This window comes from Candidatus Aramenus sp. CH1 (assembly GCA_022678445.1).
GTDB lineage: Archaea > Thermoproteota > Thermoprotei_A > Sulfolobales > Sulfolobaceae > Aramenus.
In genome coordinates this window covers 191569-210958 of record JALBWU010000002.1, presented here as the reverse complement: position 1 = coordinate 210958, position 19390 = coordinate 191569, and the positions used below count along the sequence as shown (strand labels likewise).

Genomic DNA, 19390 nt, shown 5'->3' with positions numbered 1-19390 from the left:
GATGGCGAAGAGGCTGGGAAAGCTGGAGGAAGTGGGAAATGCAGTAGAGGAGGCAAAGGCCACGGGGAAGTTCTTAGAGGTAGAGCTGGAGAGGGAGGAGATAGAGAGGAGGAGGTTTGCGGTAAAGTTGAAGGACAGGGAGGTGAAGGTGAACCTGCTGGGCCAACGCCTCGAGGACGGAGACGTGGTGCGGGTGGAGGACTACTTGCTCCTGGTGAGACAAAAGGAGGAGCTAGCGGTGGCAATCAAGCTCGGGGACCCCACCTCTGCCTTCAAGGCGGGATTCGTCATAGGCAACCTTCACTTGAGGGTTATGCAGGGAGAAGGGGTAGTGTACGTACCCACCTCGGAGTACGACGCGTCCTTCCTCCTGGAGAGGCTAAAGGAGTTCCAACCCAGGCTGGAGAAGGTGAGGTTCAGACCAAACTTGGAGGCGTTCCAGGTGGTGGTCAAGGTTGAACCCAAGGGCCTTCCAGCTCTTTGACAGCGCCCTGCCCATAGGCTCCTTTAACTACTCCTCGGGGGTGGAGGAGGCTTTCTACCAAGGTTACGACGTGAGGGAGTTCATAGAGGTAGCCTTCAAGACGGTGGTCCTCAGGGGCGACGCCGTGATCGCCAAGCTCTCCTACGAGGATCCCTACACTGCTGACAGGGTAGCCTACGCCTCAAAGCTAACCAGGGAGCTAAAGGAAATGAGCGTAAACATGGGCAGATCTCTAGCAAGGCTCGACCTCTGCGAAGACTACTTCCTCAGGGCAGTGAAGGAAGGGAGGACTCGCGGTACCTACCCTGCAGTTGTTGGCAGGGTGTGCCTATGCCTAGGGATAGGTAAGGAGGAGTGCGCCCTCGGAGTGGCCTACAGCGAACTGGCTACCATGGCGTTTTCGGCTGTGAGGCTGGGGGCAATGACCTTCTACGAGGCACAAAAACTGATAGGCAGACTCCTGGAAGAGGCAGAGGTGGGAGAGGAGTTTGAGCCCTCCTTCCCGCTCCTAGATTTACTCTCGAGGCTCCACGAAAGAAGGGAACCCAAGGTGTTCATGTCTTGATCAAGGTAGGAGTACTTGGAACGGTAGGAGCAGGGAAGACCAGCCTAATAGAATTCCTGGCAAGGGAGTTCGTAAAGAGGGGGATAAAGGTAGGGATAATAACTAACGACGTAGTGTCCAACTTCGACGCCATGAGGATATACTCCAACCTAGTGCTCAAGGAGAAGCTTTTGCCAAAGGAGAACGTGGTGGGAGTGGTCACTGGCGGTTGCCCTCACACCGCGATAAGGGAGGACCCGTCGCTGAACTTGAGGTTCCTAGAGGAGATGGAGAGGAAGGTGAACCCTCACGTGGTCTTCATTGAGAGCGGGGGAGACAACGTGATGAGCACCTTCAGCCCCATCCTCGCGGACTACATGATTTTCGTGATGGACACCTCTGCGGGGGACAAGTACCCTGGCAAGGGAGGGCTCGGCATAGAGAGGAGCGACCTCCTAGTCGTCAACAAGGTAGACCTTGCGCCATACGTCAACGCGGACCTCAACAAAATGAAGGAGGACGCTAGGAGGGTGAGGAAGGGGAGGCCCACGGTATTCGTTAGCTTAAAGACCTTGGAAGGTACTCAAGAGCTACTGAAAGTCTTGGGAGAGGAGCTGGGGCTTGAGGGGCTACTTAGAGGTTAGGTACGAGAAGGGGAAGTTCTACGTCTATAGGCAAGGGGTGCTCAACGCCTACCTCGTAGACGGCAAGGTAATGTTGGCCAACCCCTCTGAGGTCATCACAAACGACGACGAGATAGAGACGAGGGTCTACGCCGACTCCAGGGTAGTGGTAACGGACCAAGCGTACTCAAAGGTCTTGTCGAGGTCGAGCGTAAAGGTGGCCAACTTCTTCGAGGGGAAGGAGATACTCTTCCTTCCCCACCCCATCATCTTTTACGACAGGGCTAACGCCCTCTTCGAGGGGACCTTCCGCTTGGAAAGGGGAGGGGTAATAGTGGAGGCGTTTACGCTGGGCAGGAAGGGACACGGAGAGGTGTTCAAGGAAGGGAAGGTAAAGGTGGCCACCAAGGTCTACGTTGAGGGCGAGCTCAAGGTATACGACGTCTTCAGGAACGTAGACGAGGAGTACAAGAGAACCATGGGAAAGGAGAGCCTCCTCACCGTGTACAGAGTGGACGGGGACGTTGAAGTTGAGAGGATAATAGTACCGGGTGAGGAACTGGACAAGGAATTCAAAAAACTGGAGTCCTCTTTAGGCCTTCACTAGCGGGAGGGTCATGCACCTAGGCCCGCTCCTCTCCCCTCCCTCCTTTATGATCTCGTTACCCTTGAAAGTGACAACTTGGACCCCAGCTTCCTCTACCAACTTGTTGGTAACCCTGTTGTGCTCGTAGGCGATTATCTTGTTCTTGTCTACTACTATCACGTTGCTTGCCAGGAGCCAGTGTTCCCTCTCCTCGTCGTAGTAATCTGCGTTGCCTATGTTCACTACCCTCAAGTCCCTCGCCAAGTAGTCCTTAAGCACTTCCCTCAAGGGCCTCTCATCCCTCACCACGTCGTTGCCCTTGTACAAGTAGACCTTAGCCTTGTCTAGCAGGGACTTGTAGTAGATAATGACGTCCTTAGCTGGGATGCCCATGACTGTGTCCAAGTGGCCTATCCCCTTGTTTGGGTGGAGCTCGGGGGTCTCCAGCTTCACCAAGATGGCCTCGTCGATCTCCCCTAGCTCCCTCAGCCTTGGGAGAACGTACGAGACTCCCAACGCACTGCTTCTGGTACCATAGCCCATGAGGAGCCTCCCCTCCAGAGGGAAGAAGTCCCCTCCCTCGAAGTAGCCCTTCTTAACCTCCAACACGTTCTCGGGCTTCAAGACCTTTACTAGGAGGTCTGGCTCCCTCCTCCTGGACTCCCACCTCATCTTCCCCTTTACGTAAGTCTTCCCTATGACCATGCCGGGATCCCTAGTGAACATTATGTTTACTAGGGGCTTCACGCAGAACTCTTCGTCCTCCGGTAAAAGGACCTTGCCGAACCTCTTCGCTTCCCTTGCAGTTAGGCCAGAGATCAAGATGTCAGCCAGCTCTTCCTTAGTGAGGGAAGCTACGTCAATGGAGCACTCACTCGTTCCTTCCAGCAGTTCCTCCAGCTCCTCCCTTTTGAGCTTCAATATCTCTTCCCTTACGTCCACCACTTCCGCCCCGGCCTCCTTAAGCTTCTTGGCGAACTCCTTGTGTTCCTCCCTTAACTCCACGGGGTCTGGGATCTCCGCATACTGCAGTTCGTACAAGGTCTTTGGAGTTAGGCGGTACTTCTCCCTTCCTGGGGTCGAGACAGCCACCCTCCTGAGGGGGTTGTACTCTGCTTTAACGTTTTCCATGCAGTCTCCCTTCTTTAGTAGATTAATATAAGTTTCTTCACGCGAGTTAGAAATAATCTATTTTCATCACAGGATAACTCTCGTTTATTATGAACCCTGTTCATTTTCTTAATGGTATAATTGACAACTTTTATAGAATTAATATATAGATCATACACTTAATTTTTTGCGATAAAAACAACGTGTAATAATACGTAAATTACAGAAACTGTTCACGTTCTTCGTATGCGAGAATTCCACAATGTTAAAGAAATTTTAGAGTTTGAATTTAATTTTTAAATAGTGTTAATGTAAAATGTGATTAAAACTTTTAAGGAATTTATAGAGAGACCATTCTATGGCTAGTGAAAAAGGTAAAACCCAAAAGGTAACCACAAAATCCCTTTTTGCGAGGGAGTCCTCGGGTCTCGTAAGGGAGATAAACTGGTTGACGGCTATGTTCATAAGCATGGGGTTCATAGCGTTCTACGTCCTCCCCATATCCTACCTCTCCGGGCTGTACGTGTCCCCAAACGGGCTAGTGGTCCTCGGTGCACTGCTGAGCTGGATAGTGCTCATGCCCCACGCTTACCTTTGGACTAAGATAAGCGAGAAGTACCAGAGGACAGCAGCAGACTACGTGTTCGCGAGCAGGGTCCTCAACCCGGCAATAGGCGTAGGGGTCGGGCTGGTCTTCGGCATCTCCCAGATGATATTCGACGCCGCCATCGTGTACGACGGCGTTGGTCAGCTCCAGACGGGGTTTGCAGCAATGGCCAACGACTTTGGAGGTACTTATTTTTCCCTCGCTTCCGCCCTCTCAAACCCGTTCATGGTACTGGCGGTGGGGGCCATAACCTTCACGGGCGTCATACTGATCAACATATTCCTCCCCAAGTACACCAACCAGATAATGGGCGCGATAACCGTCGTAGCGCTGATAACTTTCGTGACGACAGGGTCCCTCATGCACTTCGTGACCCCCTCTTCCTTGGAGGCCTCCGGAGTTAACTACTCCTCTGTCATCTCCGCCAGCTCCTCCGCCACCCCGCTGTTCCCCAACGCTGCGCTTGCAACCATAGGGCTCATGGTCTTCACCGCTAGCTTCTTACCCTTCGTCAATGGCGCCACCTCCGTTGCCGGTGAGGTGAGGGGCGGTAGCAAGGCCTTTAGGCTGGGCGTGCTCGCAGCGTTGGTGGTGGCAGGAGTGTTGATCACCTTCTTCATAGCGTCCTCCGTGAGCTCCCTTCCTGCCTCCTTCTTCATAGGGGCAGGAGCCCAAGGAGATGCCAACCTCCTTAACCCCGTCTACGACGTGGTAGTGAGCTTCAAGAGCTTACCCCTAGACCTCTTCCTGGTGATAGGCTCCTACTTCTGGTACTTGGCAATAATGTTCGCCGTTGCACTATTCGTCTCGAGATACTTCATGGCTATAGCGTTCGACAAGGCGTTGCCCACAGTAGTATCCTACGTGAGCGAGAGGTTCCACTCGCCAGTGGTGGCCCACTTGGTAGACGAGATCATAACCATAGGTAGTCTTGTAGCCATAACTGTGACCCCCTTGAGTTCTGCGTTCTTCTACGGCATGGACACAGCGGATGCCATGGCGTTGCTCTTCGGCTTCATAATAGTTGTAATAGCCTCCATCGTAGCGTCGGTGAAGGCTGAGGGGAAGGAACTGCTGGGGAACAGGATTTTCATACTCGGTATGTCCGTAGTGGACTTAGCCGTACTTAGCCTGTACGCCTACTACTGGTTCGGTAACTCCACGGTGTACTTAGGCATACAGATGAACCCGCTGACCTGGACAATTGTAGCCTCGCCGTTCATAGCTGGAATAGCAATCTATTATGTAATAAGGTGGTATAGGCTGAGGAAGGAGGGAATAGACATAGCCTATACGTTCAAGGAGATACCTCCAGAGTAAAGGGAGGTTTCTTTTTAGAGGACGTAGACGGTTATACTATTTTTACGTCTACGCCCATCTTCTTAGCTGACTCTCCCAATTTTTTGTCAGCAGTATATAGATCTTTTTACAATTCACGTCAATGCAACTAACAACTTGGAGGGCATCTACCACGTAGACGTGGTGGACCACAGTTATTGGTATTGACTTGAAAACGACCTCAGTGTCGACAGGTACTATCGTCAACGTCTTGGGCCTTAGTAGCTGTAGCGTTTCGTTAAAAAATTCCCCTAAACCGGTAAAGAACTCCTACAACTTCACTCACGTTGAAAGCGGAAAAGGAGATTTTTTCGCTTTTGCCCTGCCACACCTCACTGTATACCTCGTCAACCTTGTCACTGTTCTCCTCCTTAAAGTACCTCTTGATTATCGCGCTAGTGTTTAGATAGACGTTCATCCCTCATTTCCCTGACAAGGTAGCTTGCCTTTACCTCAACCTTTTCTCTTGTTATCTCCTCGAAGGACGTTGGCTTAGGCGACAGGCCTAGTTTCTTCATTGTATCCAGAATGGCTGAGACAGCGTCGTAGTCTGTTGACGAGGTCACTTTGGCTTTCATACACGTGTATACGTATAAAAGCTTTTAAGAGGACGTGATCCACGCGAGAATGTACTCTTTACTTTTCCTTCTTTATCTTCCACCCATATTCCTTAAGCAAAACTTCTTCGCCGTACTCAACCCATTTGTAGTACTTTACTACCCTCCCGCCAGCCTTCCTCTCTGTCCACTTCTGAAGTGCAAACTCCAAGACGTTTGAGAGAGGCCACGCCATAACGAACGCCATTGTGGAGCTGATCCACGGAAGTGGCGGAAGGAACGCGGAGAGCACCATAGGTCCCACTATGACAAGGAGGACAACTGTCAGAACTCTGTTGGCCTCTGCCTTGTTTTTTCTGTACTTTGGCTCGTAGCTTAGCACTCCCTTATTCTTAAGTTCCTTGAGGTTTTTAATCATCTTCCACTCTCGAAAGAAGAGCATAAAGAAGGACAAAGGGATTATTAGCAGAAACGCAGGCACGTAAGTGTATAATGAGAGCAAGAAGCCCGAGAACACAAATATCGCCGAGAGGATAACCTCTTTGAGAGATGCCAGCGGTCTTTCTTCAATATAGGAAACACGCGACGTAGTGGTCATTGGATCCACCGGTTAGCTCTGGCTCCTTTTCCTTGCAGACTTCCATGGCGAAGGGACACCTAGGATAGTACCTACAACCCTTGCCGTTATAGGGTTCCGTCTCTTCCTTTATCTCAATAAAGGACAGTGTACTCCTCGCAGACGGGTCTGGCAAGGGCACTGCAGATATGAGGACCTTGGTGTAAGGATGTAATGGGTGGTCAAGGACTTCGTCTGTGGGTCCGCTCTCTATTACTTTCCCTTGGTACATTACGTATATCCTGTTTGCAATATAGCCTATTGTGGAAATGTCGTGGGTAATCATCAAGACGCTTTTTCCCTTCTCCTCTTTCAACTTCTGGAAAATATCCAGAATCCCAGCCCTAATTGACATGTCCAACATGGAGACCGGTTCGTCAGCTACTATAAAACTTGGGTCGAGCACAAGCGCCCTGGCAATGGCTACCCTCTGTAGTTGCCCACCGGAGAGCTGGTTTGGTAGGGAGTTAGCGTACTCTTCCTCTGGCGTGAGTCCCACTTCCCTTAAGGCGTTCATTACCATTTCCCTCTCTTCCTGTTCGTTCTTTGCCAGCTTATGCACCCTTATCCCTTCAGCGACTATGTCGTATACCTTCATCCTTATATCCACGGCCTCGTAGGGGTTCTGGAATATTATTTGATTCTGCCTTCTGAACTCCTTCTCCTCTTTCCCCCTTAGCTTTGAAACGTCTTTCCCGTTCCACAGCACCTTTCCTGCAGTGGGCCTCTGCAAGTTCAAAATCGTCCTCCCCAGCGTAGTCTTCCCGCTTCCAGATTCTCCCACCAACCCAACTATCTCCTTCTCTTTGATGCTGATGTTAACCCCATCTACTGCCTTAACTACCACGTTCCTTGACTTGAAGTAAACCTTGAGGTTCTGCGTCTCTATCATTTCTTGCTCACCGCGTGACAAGCTACGTAATGGAACCTCTCTACCTTTGTCAGCTCAGGTTCCTTCTCCCTGCAGATGGGCATGGCTATTGGGCACCTAGGGGCAAACCTACAGCCTTTCGGCGGGTTCTCTAGGTCCGGAGGGTAGCCCGGAATCGAGACGAGCTTCTTCTTTTTCCTCAACCTCAAGTCCGGAATTGCCTCAATCAAGGCTTTTGTATAGGGGTGGAGGGGGTTCCTGAAAATCCTTTCCACGTCCCCGAACTCCACTACCTTTCCTGCGTACATAACGAGGACGCTGTCGCTTATGTTAGCTAGGAGCGCTAGGTCGTGGGTCACAAACATCATGCTAAACTTCCTACTCTCCTGGAGGTCTTTCATCATCTTCAGTATTCTAGCTTGGGTTATGACGTCGAGGGCAGTGGTGGCCTCGTCAGAGATCACCATAGACGGGTTCAACAGCAGAGCCATCGCAATTACTACCCTCTGCCTCTGTCCCCCGGAGAGTTCGTGGGGGAACATCTCTGCCTTTTCCGGAGGCACGCCGACGCTCTCCAGCGCCTTATATATTCTCTCCATGGCCTCCGCCTTTGAGACATCCTCGTGCTCCATTATAGTTTCCATCATCTGGTCCTTTACCTTGTACACGGGGTCAAGTACGTCCATGGAGGCTTGGGGTATGTAGGCTATGTCCCTCCATACAATGGTCTTCCTAAAGGTCTTAAGATCCATGGAAAGTATGTCCTGTCCCTTGAATTTTACTTCCCCAGATACTACTTGTGCGTTCCTCGGAAGCACCCTGAATATTGTGGAGACAAGCGTTGACTTACCGCATCCGGACTCCCCTGCTACCCCAAGAACCTTTGCCCTGTCCACGAAGAGAGATACGTCGTCCACTGCTTTGACGCTGTCTTTCTTGGTCTTGTAGTACGTCCTTAGGGAGTCCACCTTTAGGATTGCGTCCGTGGATTCCTCAAAGATCACTTCACTCGCCCCTCAACTTATAGGGACTTAGTACATCGAGCATGGCAGAGCCGAAGAAGTAAAACGCCGTGCTCAACAGGACTATTCCTAGCCCAGGCGGAAGTACCCACCACCACGCGAAACCGTTAATAAAGGACACGTTATACGTGGCAAAGCCCAACATGTTTCCCCACGTGGGAAATTCCGTTATTCCCAAGCCCAGGAAGTCTAGACCAGACTCCGCTAAAATTACTCCGGGAACGTCGTAGGCTAACTGGGCGAAGAGTATGCCCATCAAGTTAGGAAGGATATGCCTGAACAATATTCTCGAGTTTCCCTCTCCTAGGGCCTTCGCGGCCTCCACAAAAGTCCTGCTCTTTAAAGAGAGCGTCTGTCCCCTTATAATCTTGGCTGTGCCAGGCCACGATAGCAAGGATATTATTAGTAGTATAAGTGTAGGCTTATTCACGTTAACTATGGTTCCAGTTACGTCAAATATGCTTATTAGCACCACAAGTAATGGTAGCCCAGGAATCAAGAGGAAGAAGTCGGTCAGAGCGTTTAGGGAAAGGTCAGTAAACCCTCCAATGTAGCCTGCCAGCAATCCTATGAATAGACCTATTCCTATTATTAATACTGATGCCAGGATAGAGAGGTATAGGTCAAACCTAGCTCCATAGACGAACTCCGCGAATACGCTAGCTCCGTTGTCGTCCGTGCCTAGCTTACCGTATACGTATCCCAAGGAACTATAGGAAGGCAATGACATGACGAATACTTCCTTAGAGCTTCCAGTGTTCTCAAAGGAAACCGTGACGTTGTAGGTTCCAGGCTTCGGAAGTGCGTAAGATGGAAACTCGTAGGCAGCTAGAGCTTGTTTGGATAGCGGTAGCTCAGAGGCAAAGGGGGAGTTCACTGAGGATATATACTTTGAGTTGAATACCACGCTGTTTACCTTGCCGGGGGATATCGAAACTGCTGGCTCCACGGGGAAGGGTTCGGGGGAAAGTTCCATTGCGTACAAGCCGTTGAAGTACAAGTTTACGACAAAGCTGGTTGTGCTAGGCGTTAAGAGCTTAAACGATACAACCACATTGTACGGATCGCTCCAGTTCCACTTAAAAGGAAACGATACGTTAACTGTTTGCCCTGGTGGGACTACAACCTTAATGTAGGACGCGTTTATTGCCGTTACATAAGAGCTTTCAGAGGAGACGTACCTCGTAAAGGTGAAGGACACATCTGGAGGGAGTTCCCTATACTGCGGGAAGATCGTTGCCCATGAAGGGACGGCATATGGGGCCGCCACATACTGTTGGGAGGGCAAATACGGGTTGCTATAAGGGGTCAGCGCTGGAGCGGCTACTGCCAAAATTGAGAATAATCCAATTATTATGATTGAGAACACGAAGGACTTCCTTGATAGCAGGTCCTTAATGACTTTGTTCATTCGTACTTCACCCTAGGATCTATTAGAGGGTATATAAGGTCTAACGCCAGTAGGATAACTACTGCAAACAAGCTTATAACGTAGAAGTCGCCCTCTAGGAGGGGAATGTCTAAGTTCTCTGCGGCTGACACCAAAAGCCTTCCCAACCCTGGGATGTTGAACACGTCTTCAATGAACACTACTCCTGCAAATAGGAAGGCTAGATCTATTCCCACCCTCGTAAAGACGGGTATTATAGCGTTCCTCGTCACGTGTTTGTAAAATATCTTTCTGTCGCTAATCCCCCTTGCTCTCAAGTAGTTGACGAAGTTGCTACCCATGAGCTCTATCCCGTTGTTCCTGAAGAGGATATTCCTGACCCCATAGCTTACTACCGTGAGGAATAGGATAGGGAGAGTGAGGAACTTTAACAGACTAGCCCAGTAAGCGAAACCCTGTAACGTCACTCCGTTCCTGGTTATCGCCTCGGCTATGTTCGTCGGAAATACGTTTAGGTAGAAACCGAACACGTAAAGCACGATCTCCCCTAGCCAGAAAGATGGAATAAAGTAAGTCATTATCGCCGTAAAACTCACGATGTTGTCGCCTATCTTGCCTTGTCTTGATATGGAATATAGGCCCAGTACCACCGCCAGAACGGTGCTCAAGAACAGACTGGGGATGACAAGAAGGGCGGTAACAGGAAACCTCTGCTCTATTAAGGTTAGCACTGGTTCGTCGTAGTGCATCGATATACCTAAGTGAAAGGTCAAAAGGGACTCAATGTAAACGAAGAACCTCTCCTGTAGAGGTAGGTTTAGCCCGAACTGTCTGTCAATGGCCTGCACGAGCTCGCTCCTGGGCAGTCCCTTATAGGAAAGTGGGACGTAAAGCTCGGCTACGTTTATATGGTAAAGGGTGGGTAAGACTTGAAAGACAAAGAAGTTGAACACGAGGATCCCAAACAACAAGACTGACCTTTCGGCTATTCTCTTCAATAGGTACCTCTTTAGACCGGTTATGTGGAACCTGCCCCTGATTACGCTTTTCTCAGAGGTAGCCGTTGAGCTCATTCCTATTCCTAATAAAGTAGCTCTCGTCGTTCTTAAAAAACTTTGTCATTTTGGTATTGTGTCTGTGTAATATATTTCAATACCAAAGGAGATCTTCATGTAAACATTACATATGATTACATCATGAAATTAAGCGTGAAGAAAATTGTTGGCACCTTGAAAAACCTCTTTTCCTTTTTGTCACGTCAAACTGTGTGTCTCTCTATAAAGAAGAGGAATAACGACTACGACTTAGCAGAACCCTCGCAGGGAGGAGAGTGGGTTAGCTAAGCAGTAGAACCCCGTAATTAGAACGCCGAGCCTCAAAGCGACTGTAAGGCAACAACACACTTCGGACAAACAATTAATACCCAACAAACTACTCTTCATGCAAGGTTTATTATAATGCCTAAACCGGAAAAAAGACAAAGGAAATCGCGTAAACATAAGGAGTACTTTGTCGTAGCAGCCCTAATAGCAGTGGCCATTGCCTTTTATTTATACTACAGTTCAACGTCTCTCTTTAACGTCCCTGTTATTAAGGCGATCCCCGGCACGTACACGCTGAACGATGTAATAGAGGTAAACGGGAACGTTGTGGCCTTCGCTGGATCCTCCCAGTCCAACAACATCTCCTACGGGGTAGCGGGAGAGTTCTTCATCCAGAATTCCTCTTACTCCTTCTTTAACTTAGGGGCCTACTTCCAGAATGGGACGATATACTCGATTGCGTACAACGGTTCAGCTTTACTCCTTGCCGGGGCCCAGTACATAAGGGAAGGAAACGTAAGCGTCCTTCAGCCTGAAGTAGTGCTCTACGCAGATGAAAAGGCCATCAACGTCTCACAATTGATACCTAGCTTCTATACCCCCGGTCAGGCGTACGTGGCAGCGTGGACTGGGAAGTACTGGCTAGTAGGAGGTAGCGCGCTCGTTATAGAGGGCACAGCTGAATATAATGTGCCTTTCCTAGTAAAAGTATTCCCCAACTTGACCTCCGTTGATCTCACCTCGAGGTTGCCTGCCTTCTTTTACACTCCGCTCAGCGTAGGTACAGGAGTATACGCCCTGTCCTCCCATGGAGATCAGTTTGCAGTGGGCGGAAGCCATCTTTTCAACTACACTTTCGCTGTCTTTAACGGCACGTCTTTTGTGGACTTCCTGGATGGAGCTGGCTCAATTCTGACAGTTGCCAACTCCCCTGAGGGCTGGCTAGTAGGGGGTTTCAACTACAGCTCTAAACCTGATGTGACGTTAACGTTGCTAGGCTTAGTAAACGGAAGCGGCGTACACTTCATTGACTTGAAATACGCCGTGGGAGTTGTGGTAGCTGTAGGCTACGGCGACGGCGAGTACGTGGTCTCCCTTAGGATACCCTTAATAAATGAGGAGTCTGGAACCGTTTCAGAGGAGGGAATAGTGCTTATGGGGAAGACTCCTACCTCTCTTTCTGAGGTCTACTCTGGGATTAACGTCAGCGTAAACTCGTTGGCCTTTGCCGGAGACCACATCATAGGAGTAGGATATAAGGTTAGCAACCAAGTGAGAGAGGGGATCATAATAGTCCTCAGGGCGACTTGAAGGACCGCAAGGCGCCTTACAAAAGAACGACAAACCTCTCCCTTTAGGGCGGGGAGGAAGTTAGAGTCAACTAAATATTATTATGTGTCAATTAATGGTCTAATTGGAATAGTTTGTTTTAATTCAATTAAAAGAACTTCATCGCATGACATTTGACTTATAAAAAAGTTTAAATAGATTACGAAAAGTTGTTATACATAAGTGATAGGTAATGAGAAAACTAACCTTAATATTAGGTATTTCACTAGTCCTGGGATTTCTAGTAGCCATACCAATTCAAACATCAGGTTTTGCTATAGCCAACTTTAACGCCCCGATTCTTACCCCATCACAAGTGATATACAACGAGCCTTGGGTCGGCACAATCGTCTTCACTTACGCCTACAGCACGCACACAGACGAGTTCAACGCCCTCTTGGACGGTAAGGTGGACTTCATTACCCTCACACATGTCTCGGAGATCCAAGAACTCGAGAAGGCACCTTATAACACCACAGCGTTCCTTGCAATAGCCCCTGCAGAGAGCTTTGGGCAAATAGTCTTCGCGTTTGGAAATAACTTGACCGCCAACTTGTACTTTAGGTACGCAATAGCGTCCCTCATAAACCCGCAGAACGTGACCTCTTACGTCCTAGATAACGGCGTATTAGGAGTTGATGAGCCGTTCTTCGTTAACCCGAACCTAGCGGTATACAAGCAGTGGTTCAACCCACAGGTAGAGTCCTACTACGAGCAGTACCAGTCCTACAACTTGACGAGGGCAGTTATGTACTTAGAGAAAGTTCCAGGGATAACTCACGTCAAAGGCCAGTGGTACTACGACGGGAAACCACTAAAGCTAACCTTCTACTACACTTACCCACCAGAGACCTCGCTGAAGTTCGCCAACCTCCTGAAAGCAGCCGCGGCAGCGATTAACTTAACCATCGTGCCCGTATCAGAGACTTTTGGCACGCTGATAACTCAAGCGACCACTCCACCTTACAACGACTTTAACTTGACTACTTTCGGCTGGATAGACTTAGGGCCTTTCCCAAACTCTTGGATGAACGGTATATACACTAGTCCAGGTAACACGGGTGGCTTCTCCAACTCTACCATTGATGCAGTATTACAGAATGCCCTCAACGCACCTACACTCGCACAAGAGATAAACTATACCAAGGAGGCAGAGCTGCTACTACAACAGCAACTCCCGTACGTAATATACGTATGGTCCAACGCAATAAACGCTGTATACTTACCGGGCTGGGCCAACTACATCTACCTAAGCTCCGGTACTCCCACATATGCAATAAACATAATGGACGTACACCCCACCAACCAGGCGCTCAACGGAACTTTCGTATTCTCCTCCATATCTAGTGACGAGCCAAGGCATATTAACATATACGCCAGCGAATCAGTGTACGCCTTCAACACGTTAGACGAGATGTATGACTCTCTGGCAATAACCAACTTCGCTAACGAGACCCAACTACTTCCGTGGGTAGCTTCCTCCTGGACTATAAAGTCTCCAGTGACCATGACCTTGCCTAACGGTGAGAAAATAGTTAACGGAACTATTCTCACGGTGAACTTAGTCCACAACGACACTTGGATAGACGGCTACCCGCTTACTGCCTACGACGTTAACTTCACAGTTTGGTACTACGACATCCCTGGAATAATGGGCACCAACACGTTTGACGGAGTCCACTTGAACTACACGTACTTAGCACAGGAGGGATTTATAAATACCGACTTGTTCGGCACCATTCCAGCTCTGGTGTGGACTAATGTGACAGGGCCTTACCAAATAGTGTTCTACTTGAACTCCTCCTCTTACGTTAACGTCTTCGAGACCCTATCTGAGTACCCAATAATGCCACTTCACGCCATAGGGCCAGTCAACGTAGTAACCTTGTACCACTCTACGCTAGCTCCAGAGATTTCGTCAGGACCATACAGGTTTGTCTCCTTTAACACTGAGGCGAAGACTGTAACCGTTACATACAACCCATACTACTTCAGGATAAACCCGTTGATCTTCCTGAATAACGTGACCCAGGGACAGACCTATACGTTCACTGCTAACTTCACCTACTACACTTGGGACAACGCAACCTCCTCCTTGGTGCCCCACCAAGTGACAAATGGAACTGCTGTTATGTGGCTCAAGTATCTTGACGTACCTGGCCACAGTTACGGCAACGCTACTGCTCCTGTGCCCATGAAGATGATAGCACCTGGTGTGTACCAAGGTACCGTTAATACTGCAAACTTAGCCCCTGGAGTGTATGAGGTAGTGAGCAAGGTTACGTGGGACAACGGTGCGAGGGAGCTCTACTACTACGGATCAATTAACGTCACTAAGCCAGTGACAACGACCACTCCACCGACAACGACCACTCCACCGACAACGACCACTCCACCTACGATTCCAACCCTGACAATTGTTGCCGGAGTAGTAATTGTGATAATAATTGTTGCAGCAGCGGTTGTGTTGTTAAGAAGAAGATAAAGCAACAAATATCATGCGCTAATAAAGACAATGCGTTTTTTATTAGACTTCCAGTGCTCAATTTACTTTAAGATTAAAGCTTTTGCCAAGGTTTTTAGATTGAAGTCCCCCCTTAACGTCTTCAGCTACAGGATTCTTCTTTAAAACAAGACGCGTTCCTAGCATACGGGAGATCTTTCCCCACGTTGGGGCGTTTTACCTCTAACCTGTTCCTGAATTCACCTTCTCCAATACCTTCTCCGGATCCTTTACGTCCATAATTGCTATTACCTTCCCAGTCTCTATGATTATGTAAACAGACCCCACTCCCAATCTCTTCGCAATGGGACCTTGGGAAATGAAAGCCTCTCTTAAGTTTTCCAACCTCACCCTCTTCGTGGAGATAAACGACCTTATTTCCAGCTCTCCTCCGTCAAAGCAGTACAAGCGGCTGGTCTGCCACAATATTATCAACCCTAGAAGGGCGTACCAGACTAACACAAAAATAACGTAATTCAGCAGTGCCTTTATCTCCAAGAAGAGAGAAAAAACAACCAGGGCTATGGTCCCCTCAACTAGTAGCCTTACCCCTGTCGGTCTCGTACAGCCAGCAGGCGACTTTCCTCCCATTTACATCTACCACCGGAGGTTCTTTAGTTCTACACACCTCCAAGGCCAAGGGACATCTAGGGTGGAACCTACACCCACTTGGGGGGTTGATCAAGCTCGGGGTCTCGCCAGAGGGTGGCGAAAGTTCCTTCTTTCCGAGGTCTGGCACCGAGCTAAGCAACGCCTTAGTGTAGGGATGCATTGGCTCGGAGATCACATCGTCGACCTTGCCCTCTTCTACTACTTTCCCGGCGTACATCACTGCCAGCTTGTCAGATATGAAGCCTGCAACCGATATGTTGTGGGTAATGAACAAGTAAGATATCCCCCTCTCTTTCTGGAGGTCAGCCAACAAGTTCAAGATCTGCGCTTGGACGGAGGCATCGAGGGCTGAGGTGGCCTCGTCTAATACTAAGAACTCTGGCTCCTTTGCCAAGGCCCTCGCTATTGCCACCCTCTGCAACTGCCCTCCCGAGAGCTCCCTTGGGTACTTGTCCTTTACGTTACCGTAGTCTAACCCAACTGCCTCAAGTAGCTCTTTAACCCTGTTATGGTCCCTTTCCCTCATGCCCTCCATCACTATGTCCTTTACCCTCATCCTAGGATTGACGGAAGTGGCTGGGTTCTGGAACACCATGTGCACCCTCCTCCTCACTTCTCCGACGTTCTTCCCGTTGACCTCGATGCCGTTGAAGATAAGCTTACCTTTCGTGGGGAAGTCTAACGTTGCGAGTATCCTGCCCAAGGTTGTCTTTCCAGACCCGCTCTCGCCCACTACTCCCATTGTCTGCCCCCTTGAGATGTCCATGGTGACACCGTCGAGGGCCTTTACGTATATTGCCGGCCTCCTTGTTATCGTCTCCATTATCCCCCTCTTATTGGCTAGGAAGTACCTCTTTAGCCCTATAACCTTGTACACCACTCCGTCACTCATATAGCCAACACCTTACCCTCCTGCCCTCCTTCTCCACGAGTGAGGGCTCCTTTTGCTTGCACATCTCCATTGCCTTATTACACCTAGGGTGGAACTTGCACCCTCTGGGCAACACGAAGAAGGACGGCGGGTTTCCCGGGATCGCGTTCAGTCTGTTTTGGCTCTTGTTACCCTTCGGTATGCTCGACACTAAGCCCTGCGTGTAGGGATGGAGAGGTTTCTTCAGCACCTCGTCCACGTCACCGCCCTCCATTATCCTCCCGGCGTACATGACCACTATCCTGTTGGATAAAACGTATGCGAGCGATATGTCGTGGGTTATGAATATTATGCTAGTGCCAAGCTCCTTGTTCAACTGCCTAAACAAGTTCACCACTTGAGCTTGTATTGTAACGTCTAGGGCTGAAGTTGGTTCGTCAGCGATCAAGAGCTTTGGCCTCAAGAGGAGGGCCATCCCAATTACTACCCTCTGTACTTGTCCCCCTGAGAGCTGGTGGGGGTATCTCTCCATTATGGACTGGGGGTCTGGTAGCCTCAGTTCCTTGAGGACTTTCAGCGTCTCCTCGAATAGCTCCTTTTCCTCTACCTCCTTTCCCTCCCTGTTGTACCTTATCTTAGCTGCTTCTAGGAGCTGTGGGCCAACCTTCTTGACTGGGTTGAGGCTGTTGAGAGGATTTTGAAATATCATGAAGACGGACGTTCCCCTGTACTTCTGCAATTGGCTCTCCTTTAGCTTCACTAAGTTCACGTTATCCAACATGATGTCGCCTTGTATCTTCGAGTTTGGTGGAAGTAGCCTGGCTATTGCGTTACCTAACGTGGTCTTTCCAGAGCCGCTCTCACCAACAACGCTCACTATTTCTCCCTTATCTACGCTTAAGTTCACACCATCTACCACTTTTACCCAGCCTATCAGCGTCTTGTAGAAGATTGTGAGGTCCTTTAGCTCAAGGAGCAATTTGTTCACCTTAGTACGTTATCCTCCCCGCCACTATGTCCTGGAGTCTGTCCCCAAGGAGGACGAAGCCCACCACTATCATGAGTATCGCCATCCCGGGGAAGACCGACCACCACCATGCTTGGGGCAGACCAGAGAGACCGTTTGCTGCCATTTCCCCAAGTTCGGGGATTGGAGGGCTTATGCCAATTCCGAGAAAGGCGAGCGTCGAGTAGGTCAAGATAACGTTTCCGAAGTCCAATGTTGCGTAGGCTATTATGGGGTCTATTGAGTTCAAGAAAATGTAGCTGTAGAAGAGCTTTACGTGCGAGACGTTACCCAGCATTGCTGCAGAGATAAAGTCCATGTTCTTAACCTTCAGCGTCTGGGCCCTAAAGAACCTAGCGTAGGTGGGCCACCACACCACCATTAGGCCCAGTATTGCACCTAGGTAGGTGGCCTTAAGGGGTAGGGTAATTGCTATGACCAGGATAAGCGCTGGGAGGGAAAGGAAGGCGTCGGTAATCCTCATTATAGCCTCGTCCACTATCCCGCCGAAGTAACCCGAGATTATACCTAGGACTGCGCCTATTGCGATTGCAGAGAGCACCACCACTATCGCCACGAAAGCGTCCCTGGGCATGGCGTAGAGTATACGCGAAAGTATGTCCTCACCGTTGGCGTTTGTGCCAAAGGGGAACTGGGGAGAGGGAGGTAAAAGGGAGTACTGGAAGTTCAGGGCGAAGGGGTTATGCGGGAGTAGCATGTATCCAAGGGAGGGCCTCTTCAAGTATCCTGCTAGCACCTCAAGAGTGCCTTGGATCAAGGACCAAAGGAGGAAAGCGATCACAATAACGAGGCCAACTAACCCTCCCTTGTCTCTCCTTATCGCCTTTAACATGAACCTGAGGCCTTGGCTCTCACTCAACTACCCTCACCCTGGGGTCAAGGATACCGTACAAAATGTCGGCCACAAGGTTTGCTATTATTATCGATATTCCCACAACTATCGTAGTCCCCAATACGGAGGTGTAGTCCAGGTTCTCGATGGCCTGGGTTATGAAGTAGCCCATGCCGTGGTAATCGTATACGTCCTCTATTACTACAGCCCCAGCTACGGAATAGCCGAAGAGTAAGGCCACTAGAGTGACTATTGGGATTGATGCGTTCCTCAACACTACCCCATATACAACCTTCCTCCTGCTCAGCCCCTTCATTAGGGAGAGCCTTGCGAAGTCAGAGTCCATGTAGTCCAGCATCGATGCCCTGGCTATCCTAGTCACTATGCCAAAGGATACTAGGGCTATCGAAATTGTTGGTAGGACCATGTGGTGGACGAGGCTCCAGAAGTACGACCAGTCGCCCGTGAACATGGCGTTGAGGATAGGGAAAGGAGTGATGTCCTTGGGCACAGGCAAGAGCGGGTTAACGGTGCCAGTGGGAGGCAAGAGTCCCAAGTAGTAGGCGACGACCAACTGCAGAACTGTCGCAACGAAGAAAGGTGGAGACGCCCATGTCACTAGGTAAACCCCCCTGACAAAGTAGTCTGTAGGCTTGTTCCTATTTGATGCAGCTATGGCTCCGGTGACTAGGCCTATCACCACGGAGAGTATTGTTGCGGGTATTACCAGCTCAAGAGTCCTAGGTAAGTACTTCCCTATTAGGGTTGTCACTGGTACCTTGTAAAACGGGTCGAGTCCCAAATTCCCGTGAAGGACGTTCAAGATGTAGTTAACTATCTGTACGTACAGAGGTTGGTCTAGCCCGTATTCCTTTGCTACTGTCTCAAGCTCCGACGTGGTGGCGTGGGGTCCAGTATAGAGCCTGGCTAACGCTAAAGGGCTTGGAGCTATGAGATGGATAATTACAAATACAAGTACAATCAGCAAGAGGAGAGTAATTAAAGCGTTTGCAACTCTTCTAATTATAAAGAAAATAATGTTTATCGACATTCCCTTTCCTGTTCAATAAGATTTATACTGCTAATAAATCTTTTTCTCGCAGAAGAATAGCTCATGATAAAACTTTATTCAAAAATTATACTAAG

20 protein-coding genes are annotated in these 19390 nt (G+C 49.4%); 7 read left to right on the top strand and 13 right to left on the bottom strand.

Annotated elements, in window-relative coordinates:
• The first annotated feature begins 1 nt into the window (after window position 1).
• From MPF33_02720 to MPF33_02705, 4 genes are read left to right on the top strand one after another with little or no spacing between them, the layout of a single operon-like run.
• On the top strand, window positions 2–484 hold the full coding sequence (locus MPF33_02720) for a hypothetical protein (protein ID MCI2414160.1): 483 nt from the start codon (window positions 2–4) through the stop codon (window positions 482–484).
• On the top strand, window positions 456–1049 hold the full coding sequence (locus tag MPF33_02715; protein ID MCI2414159.1) for an urease accessory protein UreF: 594 nt from the start codon (window positions 456–458) through the stop codon (window positions 1047–1049). The genes MPF33_02720 and MPF33_02715 overlap by 29 nt, the downstream gene beginning before the upstream one ends.
• A complete protein-coding gene (gene ureG, locus MPF33_02710) occupies window positions 1046–1672 on the top strand; it encodes an urease accessory protein UreG (protein MCI2414158.1) in 627 nt (208 codons plus the stop codon). Before MPF33_02715 ends, ureG begins: the two co-directional genes overlap by 4 nt.
• Window positions 1650–2258, top strand: coding sequence for an urease accessory protein UreD (locus MPF33_02705; protein MCI2414157.1), 609 nt, complete (start codon window positions 1650–1652; stop codon window positions 2256–2258). Before ureG ends, MPF33_02705 begins: the two co-directional genes overlap by 23 nt.
• Here MPF33_02705 and MPF33_02700 read toward each other — a convergent pair.
• Window positions 2244–3368, bottom strand: a complete 1125-nt coding sequence (locus tag MPF33_02700; protein MCI2414156.1) for an arginine deiminase family protein — start codon at window positions 3366–3368, stop codon at window positions 2244–2246. The two genes, MPF33_02705 and MPF33_02700, sit on opposite strands and share 15 nt — an antisense overlap.
• Window positions 3369–3705: 337 nt before the next feature.
• Between MPF33_02700 and MPF33_02695 the strand changes: the two genes are divergently transcribed.
• Window positions 3706–5274 (top strand): APC family permease, encoded by a 1569-nt coding sequence (locus MPF33_02695; GenBank protein ID MCI2414155.1) that lies wholly within the window; start codon window positions 3706–3708, stop codon window positions 5272–5274.
• A gap of 256 nt (window positions 5275–5530) precedes the next feature.
• Here MPF33_02695 and MPF33_02690 read toward each other — a convergent pair whose 3' ends face one another.
• From MPF33_02690 to MPF33_02660, 7 genes are all read right to left on the bottom strand, one after another.
• On the bottom strand, window positions 5531–5710 hold the full coding sequence (locus MPF33_02690; protein MCI2414154.1) for a hypothetical protein: 180 nt from the start codon (window positions 5708–5710) through the stop codon (window positions 5531–5533).
• Window positions 5688–5870, bottom strand: a complete 183-nt coding sequence (locus MPF33_02685; protein MCI2414153.1) for a hypothetical protein — start codon at window positions 5868–5870, stop codon at window positions 5688–5690. Before MPF33_02685 ends, MPF33_02690 begins: the two co-directional genes overlap by 23 nt.
• A 58-nt stretch (window positions 5871–5928) precedes the next feature.
• Window positions 5929–6267, bottom strand: coding sequence for a hypothetical protein (locus MPF33_02680; protein ID MCI2414152.1), 339 nt, complete (start codon window positions 6265–6267; stop codon window positions 5929–5931).
• Between the two features lie 148 nt (window positions 6268–6415).
• Entirely contained in the window at window positions 6416–7357 is a 942-nt protein-coding gene (locus MPF33_02675) for an ABC transporter ATP-binding protein (GenBank protein MCI2414151.1), read from the bottom strand.
• Window positions 7354–8340, bottom strand: a complete 987-nt coding sequence (locus MPF33_02670; protein MCI2414150.1) for an ABC transporter ATP-binding protein — start codon at window positions 8338–8340, stop codon at window positions 7354–7356. The genes MPF33_02675 and MPF33_02670 overlap by 4 nt, the downstream gene beginning before the upstream one ends.
• A gap of 1 nt (window position 8341) precedes the next feature.
• On the bottom strand, window positions 8342–9769 hold the full coding sequence (locus MPF33_02665) for an ABC transporter permease (GenBank protein ID MCI2414149.1): 1428 nt from the start codon (window positions 9767–9769) through the stop codon (window positions 8342–8344).
• Entirely contained in the window at window positions 9766–10821 is a 1056-nt protein-coding gene (locus MPF33_02660; GenBank protein MCI2414148.1) for an ABC transporter permease, read from the bottom strand. The genes MPF33_02665 and MPF33_02660 overlap by 4 nt, the downstream gene beginning before the upstream one ends.
• A gap of 384 nt (window positions 10822–11205) precedes the next feature.
• On the opposite strand from MPF33_02660, the gene MPF33_02655 reads away from it, so the two are divergent.
• Window positions 11206–12381 (top strand): hypothetical protein, encoded by a 1176-nt coding sequence (locus MPF33_02655; GenBank protein ID MCI2414147.1) that lies wholly within the window; start codon window positions 11206–11208, stop codon window positions 12379–12381.
• Window positions 12382–12592: 211 nt separating this feature from the next.
• Window positions 12593–14884 carry an ABC transporter substrate-binding protein gene (locus MPF33_02650; GenBank protein MCI2414146.1) on the top strand — a complete coding sequence of 764 codons (2292 nt, stop codon included), beginning with the start codon at window positions 12593–12595 and terminating at the stop codon, window positions 14882–14884.
• A 201-nt stretch (window positions 14885–15085) separates the two neighbouring features.
• On the opposite strand, the gene MPF33_02645 is transcribed toward MPF33_02650, so the two are convergent.
• From MPF33_02645 to MPF33_02625, 5 genes are read right to left on the bottom strand one after another with little or no spacing between them, the layout of a single operon-like run.
• The gene (locus tag MPF33_02645) at window positions 15086–15493 is read right to left on the bottom strand and encodes a PH domain-containing protein (protein ID MCI2414145.1); all 408 of its coding nucleotides are present in this window, start codon (window positions 15491–15493) and stop codon (window positions 15086–15088) included.
• Window positions 15435–16406, bottom strand: coding sequence for an ABC transporter ATP-binding protein (locus tag MPF33_02640; GenBank protein ID MCI2414144.1), 972 nt, complete (start codon window positions 16404–16406; stop codon window positions 15435–15437). The genes MPF33_02645 and MPF33_02640 overlap by 59 nt, the downstream gene beginning before the upstream one ends.
• Window positions 16399–17373 (bottom strand): ABC transporter ATP-binding protein, encoded by a 975-nt coding sequence (locus MPF33_02635; GenBank protein MCI2414143.1) that lies wholly within the window; start codon window positions 17371–17373, stop codon window positions 16399–16401. Before MPF33_02635 ends, MPF33_02640 begins: the two co-directional genes overlap by 8 nt.
• Window position 17374: 1 nt before the next feature.
• A complete protein-coding gene (locus MPF33_02630) occupies window positions 17375–18271 on the bottom strand; it encodes an ABC transporter permease (protein MCI2414142.1) in 897 nt (298 codons plus the stop codon).
• Window positions 18264–19295: an ABC transporter permease gene (locus tag MPF33_02625; GenBank protein ID MCI2414141.1), complete on the bottom strand. Its 1032-nt coding sequence runs from the start codon at window positions 19293–19295 to the stop codon at window positions 18264–18266. The genes MPF33_02630 and MPF33_02625 overlap by 8 nt, the downstream gene beginning before the upstream one ends.
• Between the last annotated feature and the right edge of the window lie 95 nt (window positions 19296–19390).